Below are 12,268 nucleotides of genomic sequence, written 5' to 3'. Positions count from 1 at the left end.
TATATTTCCCTTAGGAATTTTTACTTTTTATAAAAAAAGCATTTACAAACTTTCTAAATACAGGATATATTTCTATTGCTTCCTTATAATAGTTCAATTCTCCTATTTTATTATCCATTTGACCTAATTGTTTCGCTAAAAATAAGCTAATAATAAAAGCATGTTCTTTAATAGCCAATGTTTTATATATAATTCTTAATTTTCTTTCTTGATAGAGATTTAAGATATAATTAAACCCACTTTTAACGTATTTTAAAAATAATTTTTTATAATTATCAATTTGAGCATCTTCAACTAATCTTGAGTTGATTATATAACTAAGATAACAATTTGATACAATAAAGAAAGCACGATTAAAATGGAAATCATGTTCCTTCATCTCGATAATTTCAAGTTGATTTTTAATTTTATCAACATTTTCTTCGTTTATTACTTTTGAACATACATAAAATAGTGTATCATCTGAAAGCTTTGATCCGAATTCTATAAAGGATAAATCTAAAGTAGGGATTAACTGAAATATTTCTTCTAAATATATTGAAGGGGTTGTTCTAGGGTTATATTTTTTAAAAAACAACTTAATATTATTTATTTTCTCTTCCGATGTTTTGGAAATTCTAAGCTTATTTAAGTAGTGATATATTTCATCCCCATTAGAAAGCTCTTCATATAAATTTTCCAATTCATCTAAAGGTAATTTTTCCTTGTATTTTTCTATAGTATTAATCATTACTTCACGCACTTTTTTATTTTCAATGTCATGAATATTTTTATTTATGTTCTGATATTCCTTTACTACCATATAGTATTTAACTAATTGTTCATTTTTAAAATAATCATCCTTAATGAAGTCAATATAATTTTTAATAATACCAAATTGAGTTGAATTCCTTAACAATAAATTAACAAGCTTATAAGCAGCAACCGTTACTGATCCTTCATCTATTTTATGAAACTCCATAGCGGAACTTTTTCCAATCTCTAGTTTCTCTACCTTATTAAGTAAATCAAAGTATTTTAAAAAACTAGAAATTGCTTCTTGCTCCATCCCCAATTTATCCTTTGAGTTAGCAAAATAGTAATGAAGATCAATATATTCATCATTTATTTCTAATCCTTCTTTACATATCTCAATGACCTTTTCATTTTTTTCTAATGTATAAGCTAAATTCGCATAAACCCCAAATACATACAGTTTAGCAGCCTTTTCATTTTTATTTTTTAACAAAGAATAGGCTATCTCAATTTGTTCAAATGCTTTTTCCTTTTCACCATGTAAACCATAACTTTGTGCAAGTTGAAATCTGTAATACACATTGTTCGGGTTATTTTCTAACTCTCTTTCAAGTAATTGACTAGTTCTACTAAATTTCCTTTCCATTAATTGCTTATCATCTCTTACATACCCGTAATGATTAAGGTATACATCCGTAATATTGATTATTGGAGTTTTAAATTGGGGCTGATTATGAACTAAACCAATATACTTAAATTCATTATCATTTCTAAAAAGTCTTGGTGATACCATTGATGAATATAGGTTGCTTTCCTTATAGGTAAAATTTCTAACCCCAATTTGTATCGTATTATACTTTTTTGATTGTGGGCTTTTCAGAACATCTAAAAGTTCTTTGCCACCTACTAACTGTTCATCTGCATCAATGATGAATATCCATTCACCTGTCGCCTTTGAAATGGTGTAGTTCCTCATAGAAGAAAAATCATTGTTCCATTGCTTATCAAAAACGCGTTTGGTATATTCAAAGGCAATTTCTTTACTTTTATCTGTTGATCCCGTATCTACAATAATTAATTCCACCATATTACTATCAAGTAAAGGGGTAAGGCTTGGCAGATAGTTTTTCAAATTTTCCTCTTCATTTTTCACCATCATACAAATGCTTAATTTATGGATTCCCATTTTACGAGAGTTTCTCCTTCCAATATAGTAATAACGGAATAATTTCATGTTCTAATATATCAGACACATATAACGGATCATTCATCTCCAAGGCCACCAAGATATCTTTTAGTTTTTGGTTTATATCCGAAATTTGGTAAGTTCTTTGTTCTGAATCTATAATTAATAATCCCTCTGTCAATGCAGCAATATCCTCAGTAAAAATCATTAAACGATTTGAACCTTCTTTTATTTCATTTTGAATAAACTGCTCCTTAATACTATTAGCTCTAACTTCTAAATTTATAACGAGTTCTAATGCTGTTTTTTTTATCTCTAATAAGTCCATCAACCTTCACCTTCCATTTTTTCTATCTATAAAAATAAGCCGACCAGAGTCGACTTATTTTTAGTCAAAAAAGTTACTTTAATTATCTTAGTAATTGTAATACACCTTGTGGTTGCTGATTTGCTTGTGCCAACATAGCTTGAGCTGCCTGAGAAAGAATTGAATTCTTTGTTTGCTCCATCATTTCTTTTGCCATATCTACATCACGAATACGTGATTCTGCGGCAGTTAGGTTTTCCGAAGCATTATTTAGGTTATTAATTGTATGCTCTAATCGATTTTGATTTGCTCCAAGTTTAGAACGTTGGCTTGAAACTTGCTCGATAGCTTTATCAATTGACGCTAGAGCAGTATCTATATTAGTTTTTGTAGAAAATCCTGATACATCTATTGCATCAATACCTAATGTTGTGGTACCTAAACTAGCAGCTTTCATATTACTGATATTTAGCTCAAGCTGTTGAGTTCCATTAGCACCAATTTGGAATGTTAAAGTAGCAGTACCACTAGCATATGATCCATCGATAAGGTTTTTACCGTTAAATTGAGTTCTATCTCCAATTCCATCAATTTCATCAATTAGATTACTAATTTCATCTTGAATTGATTGTAAGTCTTCACTTTCATTTGTACCTAAGTTACCTGCCTGAACAGTTAATTCACGCATACGTTGGAGAATACTATGAGTTTCGTTCAATGCACCCTCAGCTGTTTGGATCAAAGAAATACCGTCTTGAGAGTTACGAGAAGCTTGATCTAAGCCACGAATTTGTCCACGCATTTTTTCGGAAATTGCAAGACCCGCTGCGTCATCTCCTGCACGGTTGATACGAAGTCCTGAAGATAATTTCTCCATTGATTTGCCTTGTGCGTTATTAGCTGCGCCAAATTGACGATAAGTATTCAACGCTGCAATATTGTGATTAATTCTCATTTTATTTTCCTCCTTGAATTATGTGTTTTTCACATCCATGTGAATTTTGGTTAAGTTAGCGATTATAGTCGGCCGCCTTTAATTGCTAACCCGTACATTATTTATATCGACATCATTTTTAGAAGTTTAATAGCTTTAAAATAATTTTTTGATTCTTTTTTCATACAACAAAGAACCCACTTAGAATCCAAGTGGGTTTGAATTATTTTTTCTTAATCTGCAACGACAAATTCTTCAGTATATCCGCAGAAACCTCCGCCGACGCCTGACTATTCTCTTCCTGTATCGCCAAATACACTTCTTTCCTATGTATATCGACATGCTTCGGGGCGTTAATGCCAATCTTCACTTGCTCTCCTTCAATGGCTACGATTGTTATTTCGATGTCATCGCCAATCTGAATCGATTGATTTTTTTTCCTTGAGAGTACGAGCATGATTAACCCTCCTCACTGATTGGAGTTGGGGTTTTGATGATGCGGTGTTTGGTTGTGTATTTGTCGTCATTTAGGATGATTTGTTTTCCTAACTGCTTATTCATATTTACTATAATTGGTCCTCTTAAATTGGCGGTTGTATTCTCGAATGGCTCTTGAACGGTTAGGATTGCAAATACGGCTGCTTGTTCTTCGTCCTCGATTTGCAATTTTTCAATCACAGAGTCTGATAAATCAACGACATAGTCATTAAAATAGTCAAATGGGCTGATGATGACAAAGCCTAGGTTAGCGTTTTTTATGGATTGAAGGATAAGAAATGGGCTATCCTCTCCTAGTGGGAGGATAACAAACTCTTTTTCATTTTCAAAGCTTGGTATGCCGTCTGCAAATTGAATAATCGCTTTTTCTTCTATTTCAATTTCACCGTGATATTTTGTATGGATTTTCATCTACTAATCACCATTTTCTTTTTTATACTTTAATCGAATTAACACAACCGCACTTTTGTGCATCCTACTTCTATTTTCCCTATCTTATCGTTCATATATTATGTATCGCTCTCGTTTTATAAGAAAAAAAGCTATCAACTTATAGGATAGCTTATCTTAAAAAGTCCATTAATGTAGGTTGTATAATCTTTGCTCCCGCTGCTAGGGCAGCATTGTGTATATTTTGTTGCAGGTTTAAATCGATGATGACTTCTTCGAAATCAATGTCTTCGTTGTCAGACATTGTCTTGTTTGCAATGATTTCATGTTGTGATAAACGGTCCTCTATCATTTCTGCACGATTCAGGCGTGCCCCTAATTCCGATCTTTCAGCCAATGTTGTATTAATTCTATTATCAATTTTACTAATAAATGCGCCTACATCACTTCCAGAGGTCGTTGGGTCCTGCAGTGTTGTAAGTAAACTTGAAACTTCATCGAATAGGCCTTTTGGAAATACATTTTGCGGCTCAGTATTGACGGCTAGGGTGATTCCCTTTGAAACTTCTATCTCTACCTTTTCGCTATTTGTTGAAAAAGTATTGGAAGCTAAGTCAATTGGCTTTGTTAGGGTTTCTGAGCCATTGAAGATATATTTATTATTCACCTTCGTATTTCCTAATGATTCAAGGTGTTCTTGTAGTTGTGCTATTTCGGCAGCAGCACTTTTTCGCTGGTCTGCATTATAGGTGTCATTGGAGACCTCCACCGCTAATTCACGAATTCGCTGAAGTGCACTTGTAGTTTTATCCATGACTGCATCTGCATTTTCCATCCAGCTGTATACTTCACCTAAATTACGTTTATATTGTCCAACCTCTTGTACTTCTGTACGGTAACGTATGCCGTTCATGGCAACAACCGGGTCTTGTGATGGACGGGTAATTTTTTTCCCGGAATTGATTTGGTCGTATATTTTTCCTAAACGGTCATACCCCTGGCTTATATAGCTAAGGTTATTATTCGAAAGCATCGTCTGTGTAACTCTCATAGCTTTTCACCTACCTACCTTCCACCTACACCCATACCATTGATGACTTTATCGAGCAGTTCATCAATCAATGTTATATTTCTGGCTGCTGCATTGTACGCGTGTTGAAATCTAATCATATCTGTCATCTCTTCATCTAAGGAAACGTTACTTATTGAATTTCTCCTAGTTTCTACAGAGTCCTTCAAGGTTGTTGAATTCTTCGTCATCCGGTCTGCTAATTGGGTATCTACTCCCATTTTACCTATTTTACTTTGGTAAAAGCTTTGGGCGCTATTTTCAGGAACCCCGTCCTGATCAAAATCTAACATAACATCTTTAATATTCGCCAAGTTCTTTGCATTGCTTCCATCCCCAGACGTTCCATTGGTAGAGGCCGCAATATTATTTAAATCCAGTTCGATATTACTGCTTAATTTCATTTGTGATGCCGCTCCATTAGGATTTGCTGCGGTCATTGTAAATGGTTCAAAAAAATCTAAGCCTGTCGCACCCGGCGTCACGACAATACCAGCAGAGTCTAGTTGCGGCAATCCTGATCCCGCGCGGTGAATTTCATTAAATTTATCAACAAACAAAACAGCCATCAAATCTAAATCGTGTAGCATGTCTGGATAAATGCCGGTGGCTTTCCCGCCATCCACGTACCCATATGCTTCAACAAAAGCCTGTAATTTCCCTGGCGAATTAAAATCTTTCGCATTAAAGTTTTGCAGTACAGCACCCGTATCTTTGTCAACAAAAGAGATTGTATCAACAGGACTATAGGTAAGGGAGTTATCCTTCGTATACTTCATTTGGGCAACTTTTAAATTATCCCCATCAACGATTTTCACCGGTGGCACTAAATCCTTGCCTTCCCCATCGGTTAAAAAAATGTTATACTTCCCCTCTGCAATATCATCCGGCTTTCCACTGCTTTTCACTCTTTCCACTCTAATACTCACACTATTGGAAAGTTCATCTACAAGTCGATCACGCTCATCATATAAATCATTAGGGACATACCCATGCGGCTCTACTTCGTTTATTTGTTTATTGAGATCCCCGATTTTTTCTAAAATGGCATTTAAATTATCTTTTTCAACATCAATTTGTTTATCAAGGTCTTTTTGGATTGCGCTAAGGGAGTTGGAGACATATTTAAACGTATCTGCAACCGCTAACGCCCTTTGCCTAACGACAGAGCGAGCACCTGAATCTTCAGGTTGTGCAGATAAGTCTTGAAGCGCACCCCAAAACTCATTGATGGTAGTTGCTAACCCATCTTCAGAGGGCTCATTCATGATATCCTCCATTTTCGTTAGGGCCTCGCTTTTTGTGTTCCAATAGCCAAATTTATTATTTTCCGTACGATATTGGTCATCTAAAAAAGAATCACGAATTCGCTGGATAGAACCTGTTTCAACCCCAGTCCCCATTTGTCCCGGAATTTGCGGTCGATTTCTTGACGCCGATGGATAGGGATCTGTTTGTACAAAATTGACACGTTGTCTTGTGTAGCCAGGCGTATTGGCATTTGCGATATTATGACTTGTTGTATAAAGCGCTGCCTGCTGTGCCATCATTCCTCTTCTTGCTACTTCCAAACCATGAAATGTTGAAGTCAATGTCTTTCACCCCCATTTGGCCTTATGCTTTTGAATTAAAAATCGAGCGGCCTCCGTTGTTTTGATAAGCTTGTCCAGGTCGCTCGTAATTGTACGTATCTATTTCAGGCATTAAAAGATCTAAAGACATATTCACAAATTGCAGTGATTGCTTTAAAAGAAGTTGATTTAGTTCGTTACTTACTTTTAAGTCCTTTAGTTGAGCCTGCAAATCAGAGCTTAGTTCAATTAATTTTTCTTTTTCAGAGGCTTCGGCAACTTCTATACACGAGGAAATCGTTAAGCTTTGAATGTCGCCACCGCCAATTTTTTCAAGAAATTCTTTTGAAACTTTTTGCCGCTCGGTTTCAAATTTTTGGATTGCTAAAATATGCTTCTTCTCTTCTTTTAAAAGATTATGAAGGGCATCAGTGTCCCCTGTCTTTAATACTTCAGTTTTTTGCTTTGCTAGTTGATGTAAGCTCTTATGCAAAATTAGTAATTTCTCGAGCGTTTCTATAAGTTGTTGTGCAGACACTGACGCAACCTCCTTCATCATTAGTTATTCCAGAAGTCATACATTTTTTTGGCAACTTCCCGTGGATTTGCCTGATATTCACCAGACTCAATTTTATTTTTCAATTCTTCTACCTTTGCCTGTCTCTCCGTCTCGATGCGGTTGCCTTTTTGCAGTTCTAACGCTTCTGTAGAAATTTGAATATGATCCGTACTCGTAGACTTTTGCAGTTTTTCTGTTTTCTCAATTTGCTTTTTATATGGATTCATATTGACAGGACCAAAATGATTGATTTTCAAAAGGATTCACCTCACTCCTTGAAAGAATTTTAGAGTGTCCATTATTTTCTTATGTTTATTATCGGCATTTTTTCTTAAAAGTTTACTTTGACAGATGAATTGTTGTCGCTTTACGATTCAGTGTAGTATGTGCGTGCATGTTTTTCTTGTTCCCTAATTTTCTGTTTCCGTTCTTCTTCAGATACGTATTGTTTAAGTTCTGAATTGAACGAACTAGCACATTTTACGCACAGTTTACCTTTTTGAATAATCGTTCCACATTTCTCACAACGGTAACCGATGTTAGGGAACTGGGTTGTATGTAAACGCCCTTCCTTTACAAAACGCATAATCGTATCCTCATGAACCCCTGTTGCTTCTACAATCTCTGAAATATTAGCCGTTCTGTTTTCACGCCTTTTAATAAATTGATAGACTTTGTCAAATAATTTATCCTCTTCTTTTCGGCATGCATCACATATTCCTCGGAGATTACGGATATATAATTGACCACATATTGAACAGTTATCTAGTTCTGGCATTGTAATTCCTCCCGGTACATATCTTTTCTTCTATTTATTATATCGTCTGGAATTGTAAAAGTATTTAGTTTTGAAGTTAACTTCTTGCTAATGTAAGAGATTTGATTGTTTTTGGAGAAAGTACCGTAAGAGTTTTCGCAATTTGCCTTAGTGTGGTGCCGGTTGTGTAGATGTCATCGATTAGCAAGAGATGTTTATTCTGATATTTTTCTAGTGGAAAATTTGGTTTTAGATGAAATGGTGACTCTTTTGCAAGTCGTTCTTCTCTTTTCTTTTTGCTTTGCTTTTCGGTATGCGTACGGGTGAGGATATCTTCTATTGGTGCGTTTAGGAGAGTGGCTAATGAATGGGCTTGATTAAAGCCTCGTTCATAGAAGCGCTCTGGGCTTATGGGAACTGGGATTATGAGTGGCGGGTCTTGTTGATTGTAATCTTGTTTATACTTTTGATGTATGGCGGTGGTGAAGACCTTTACGATTTCATGATCGCCACGGAATTTAAACTTGGCGAGCAATTCTTTTAGAAAATCATTGTAATGGTAGATTGAGTGATTTTGTGTTAGGAGGCCTTGCCATTCTGGCTGTTGTTCCCATTTCACGCAGTCACTACAGAGGTCATTTCTTCGGAATTTACTGTCCAGCTTGGAAAATGGGCGGCTGCAGATGCGGCATTGTTCACCTGTGATTAGTTCTAGCTTTTCATTGCAAGGCTGGCAGATTTGAGGCTGTTGTTGGGTGCTGGATAAAGTGAACAGCGTGCTCCAAGTGATGGTTGGGCTGATTGGTTGATGGCATATTAGGCAGCGCATGGATTAATACACCTCGGGCTTATGCTTTGTTTTTGCGTTCTCATAAAGGACACATCCTCTTCTCTATTAGTAAATGATTAGTCAAGAAGCCCTGTCTCCTTCCCTTCCTTATTCATTTGTAAAATTTGTTTCCGTGCAGCGACCATGGCTTTTGTTTTTCCATAATGATAAAAAGCCACCTCCCCAGTTGGATATTTCGGGCTGCGTCCAACTCTTCCAGCAATTTGGACGAGGGCACTTTCTGTAAAAATGGCATCATCAGCGCCAAGGACGGCTACATCTGTATTTGGGATGGTCACGCCGCGTTCAAGGATGGTTGTTGTGACTAGGAGCGGAATAGTACCGTCACGAAAGGCTTGGACTTTTTCTTTTCGCTTCGGATCTTCGGAATGGACCCCTTCGATGCTGGATTCTAATTTTTTAAGTATGGTCACCACTTCGTTTAGAGTTTCGATATGTGGAACGAATAGGAATGCTTGCTTTTTTGCTTGAAGATGGGCTGTTACCCAAGCTTTAATATTTGCTGGAATGTCGTGTTTTTTCTTTAATCGCTTTTTCCAGTCGCCACACCAGCGGAACTCAGGAACTGGGAGCGGTTTGCGGTGATATCTTGCCGGAATGGTTACTGTATTTATTTTTCCTTGTATTGCTTTACGTTTGAAGTCTGCGTTGGGTGTGGCGGTTAGGTAGATCATTACTGAGTTTTCTTTCTTGGCTTGCCCGACGGCATATTGGAGTGATTCGTCGGCTGAATAGGGAAAGGCGTCAACCTCATCGATGATGATGACATCGAAGTTTTTATGATATCTCATCAGTTGGTGGGTTGTAGAAATGGTGAGTTGGGCGGACTTGCTGCGATCTTCACTACCTCCAAATAAAGAGATTAACGACGTATTGGGAAAGGCCTGCTTCAAGCGTGGCGTCAACTCTAGTACGACATCGGTACGTGGAGTTGTTACACAAACTTGCTTTCCGTTCTGGAGGGCTGTTTTGATTCCTTGAAAGAGGACCTCTGTTTTACCAGATCCACATACGGCCCAAACTAGCAAGTCCTCATTATGATTAATTGCTTCGACCACTTTATCTGAAGCAGTTTGCTGCCCGGGTGAAAGCTGGCCTGTCCACGTTAAGATGGGGTTGTCCGTGTTTTTAGGTTGGTAACGTGAAACTGTGCCTATCCAAGTGATAAGAGGTGTGCATTGGCTGACTCGCCCCATCATAATACAGTTGCGGCAATAGGTGCAGTTTTCATGACAACGAGCACAGTCGAAGGCTGCAAATAAATGTTGATTTTGATTGCCGCAGCGTTGACATTTGAATTTGTTATTCTGCATTTTTATGACACCGTGGTTGTATTGAATGAAACCATTTAGATAATGTTCGTGTATATCAGATAGCGGAAATGGGAGTTCGTCTAGTAGAAGTTTTTTGCCTTGAAGAAATTGTTGGAGGTCTTGGGAGTACTGGAATTCGTTGTTTAATTGCTGCGGTTGCAAGTCGGTAATTTTATAGATTGGTTGGAAGTTAGCATTTGGGTTTTGTGCGAGGTTTCCAGTTAATAGTCCCGGTAGCAATGCAATTTTGTTATCTTGTGTTAGACTTGTAAATCTCATTTTTATTCTCCTCCCATTTCGCTTCATTTTGTGATAGCGGACAAACATAGGGTTGGTACATCAACTTTTGTCTTCATTTTGTTGTTTTATGGACAAATATAGGGTTTGTGCATCATAGTCTGTCTTCCTTCTTGTGTTTTCTGGACAAACATTGGGGCTGTGCATCAACTTTTGTCTTCATTTTGTTGTTTTATGGACAAATATAGGGTTTCTGTATCATAGTCTGTCTTCCTTCTTGTGTTTTCTGGACAAACATTGGGGCTGTGCATCAACTTTTGTCTTCATTTTTGTGTTTTATGGACAAATATAGGGTTTGGGCACATAGTCTGTCTTAATTTTTGTGTTTTGTAGACAAACACGGGGTTGGTGCATCAACTTTTGTCTTCATTTTGTTATTTTATGGACAAATATAGGGTTTGGGCACATAGTCTGTCTTCATTTTTGTGTTTTGTAGACAAACACGGGGTTGGTGCATCAGCTTTTGTCTTCATTTTGTTGTTTTATGGACAAATATAGGGTTTGGGCACATAGTCTGTCTTCATTTTCTGTTTTGTAGACAAACATGGGGTTGGTGCATCAGCTTTTGTCTTCATTTTGTTGTTTTATGGACAAATATAGGGTTTGGGCACATAGTCTGTCTTCATTTTTGTGTTTTGTAGACAAACACGGGGTTGGTGCATCAACTTTTGTCTTCATTTTGTGTTTTGTGGGCAAATATATGGGCTGTGTATTAAATTCCACGAACAAGCAATCTCTTCATGCCTACTCTTCTAGTATGGCCTGTGTCAAAAAACGCCTAGCGAGAGCACTAACAACAATTATTTTGTCAGTACATTATTTCTTGTACCAGCCTAAACCAATGGCACCTTCACCTAAATGTGTGCCGATGACCGCACCAAAATAGCTTATATCAATTTCTACATTAGGGTATTGATCTTGAATTTGCCTTTTTAATTCCTCTACTGTTTCAAGACGATTGGCATGAATAACCGAGGCTTTGATTGGTACTCCTGTTCTTGCATCTTCATCAAAAAGCTCTAAAATGCGCTTCACTGCTTTTTTATAGGTACGAATTTTTTCAAAAGGTACAATGATTTTATCTTTGAAATGGAGAATTGGCTTTACTTGTAGCAAACTACCTATTAATGCTTGTGCGCCATTCAGTCGGCCACCCCGCTGTAAATGTGATAAGTCATCGACCATTAAATAGGCACGCATCGACTTTTTCATGTCGTTAAGGCGCTCCATGATTTCTTCAGGGGTTTTGCCTTGCTGTACCATTTGTGCGGCTTCAATGGCATAAAATCCTTGGGGCATACAGCTTATTTCAGAATCAAAGGAATAGACTTTTATCCCCTCAACCATTTCACCAGCTGTTATCGAAGCTTGATACGTCCCGCTGATTCCGCTTGATAAATGAACCGATATAACCGCTTCATAACCTTGATCTGCTAGTTTTTGATACAGATCTACAATTAATCCAATGGCTGGCTGCGATGTTTTCGGAAGTTCTGGGGCCTGCTTTACTTTTTCGTAAAAATCAGTAGCAGTCATTTCCAGCTCCTCCTGATAGGACTCCGTTCCAAATATAACGTTTAATGGGCACATTTCAATATGTAATTGTTCACGCAGTTTTTGTGGCAGGTAGGCTGTGCTGTCTGTAACAACGGCTGTTTTCATGTGGATATCTTCCTTTGGAAAGGGTTATTTACGCATTATTTTACATGAAATTTATAATGATTGCATCTTTTATGTTGTATGCTAATTTGAAAAGTGCTTTTATAAATAAAAAGAAATAGCCACCCTGCCCTGAGAAGTGA

At 37.0% G+C, this 12,268-nt stretch carries 13 protein-coding genes; all 13 read right to left on the bottom strand.

Translation table 11 applies throughout. The features are described from left to right. Positions 1 to 10: 10 nt before the first annotated feature. The 13 genes from ACNQFZ_RS13480 to ACNQFZ_RS13420 all read right to left on the bottom strand — a co-directional run bounded on the left by ACNQFZ_RS13480 (position 11) and on the right by ACNQFZ_RS13420 (position 12,128). The gene (locus tag ACNQFZ_RS13480) at positions 11 to 1,921 is read right to left on the bottom strand and encodes a glycosyltransferase (RefSeq protein WP_458411859.1); all 1,911 of its coding nucleotides are present in this window, start codon (positions 1,919 to 1,921) and stop codon (positions 11 to 13) included. 1 nt (position 1,922) lies between these two features. Continuing rightward, entirely contained in the window at positions 1,923 to 2,249 is a 327-nt protein-coding gene (locus ACNQFZ_RS13475) for a hypothetical protein (RefSeq protein WP_458411858.1), read from the bottom strand. Between the two features lie 82 nt (positions 2,250 to 2,331). Continuing rightward, positions 2,332 to 3,183 carry a flagellin Hag gene (gene hag, locus ACNQFZ_RS13470; protein ID WP_458411857.1) on the bottom strand — a complete coding sequence of 284 codons (852 nt, stop codon included), beginning with the start codon at positions 3,181 to 3,183 and terminating at the stop codon, positions 2,332 to 2,334. A gap of 202 nt (positions 3,184 to 3,385) precedes the next feature. After that, complete coding sequence (csrA, locus tag ACNQFZ_RS13465; protein ID WP_458411856.1) at positions 3,386 to 3,619, bottom strand: carbon storage regulator CsrA; 234 nt, start codon at positions 3,617 to 3,619, stop codon at positions 3,386 to 3,388. Positions 3,620 to 3,621: 2 nt separating this feature from the next. Continuing rightward, on the bottom strand, positions 3,622 to 4,071 hold the full coding sequence (gene fliW / locus ACNQFZ_RS13460; protein ID WP_458411855.1) for a flagellar assembly protein FliW: 450 nt from the start codon (positions 4,069 to 4,071) through the stop codon (positions 3,622 to 3,624). A 151-nt stretch (positions 4,072 to 4,222) separates the two neighbouring features. After that, on the bottom strand, positions 4,223 to 5,101 hold the full coding sequence (gene flgL / locus ACNQFZ_RS13455) for a flagellar hook-associated protein FlgL (protein ID WP_458411854.1): 879 nt from the start codon (positions 5,099 to 5,101) through the stop codon (positions 4,223 to 4,225). Between the two features lie 14 nt (positions 5,102 to 5,115). Next, a complete protein-coding gene (gene flgK / locus ACNQFZ_RS13450; RefSeq protein WP_458411853.1) occupies positions 5,116 to 6,711 on the bottom strand; it encodes a flagellar hook-associated protein FlgK in 1,596 nt (531 codons plus the stop codon). Between the two features lie 22 nt (positions 6,712 to 6,733). After that, entirely contained in the window at positions 6,734 to 7,228 is a 495-nt protein-coding gene (locus ACNQFZ_RS13445) for a flagellar protein FlgN (RefSeq protein WP_458411852.1), read from the bottom strand. 20 nt (positions 7,229 to 7,248) lie between these two features. Beyond that, complete coding sequence (flgM, locus tag ACNQFZ_RS13440; RefSeq protein ID WP_458411851.1) at positions 7,249 to 7,506, bottom strand: flagellar biosynthesis anti-sigma factor FlgM; 258 nt, start codon at positions 7,504 to 7,506, stop codon at positions 7,249 to 7,251. A 110-nt stretch (positions 7,507 to 7,616) separates the two neighbouring features. Further along, entirely contained in the window at positions 7,617 to 8,027 is a 411-nt protein-coding gene (locus tag ACNQFZ_RS13435; RefSeq protein WP_458411850.1) for a TIGR03826 family flagellar region protein, read from the bottom strand. Positions 8,028 to 8,103: 76 nt separating this feature from the next. Continuing rightward, positions 8,104 to 8,835, bottom strand: coding sequence for a ComF family protein (locus ACNQFZ_RS13430; RefSeq protein ID WP_458411849.1), 732 nt, complete (start codon positions 8,833 to 8,835; stop codon positions 8,104 to 8,106). Positions 8,836 to 8,912: 77 nt separating this feature from the next. Further along, a complete protein-coding gene (locus ACNQFZ_RS13425) occupies positions 8,913 to 10,448 on the bottom strand; it encodes a DEAD/DEAH box helicase (RefSeq protein ID WP_458411848.1) in 1,536 nt (511 codons plus the stop codon). Positions 10,449 to 11,282: 834 nt separating this feature from the next. Then, the gene (locus tag ACNQFZ_RS13420; protein WP_458411847.1) at positions 11,283 to 12,128 is read right to left on the bottom strand and encodes a DegV family protein; all 846 of its coding nucleotides are present in this window, start codon (positions 12,126 to 12,128) and stop codon (positions 11,283 to 11,285) included. Positions 12,129 to 12,268: the final 140 nt, after the last annotated feature.

Source organism: Schinkia acidoalkalinis, assembly GCF_054301215.1.
This window is presented reverse-complemented; position numbering and strand designations above follow the sequence as displayed.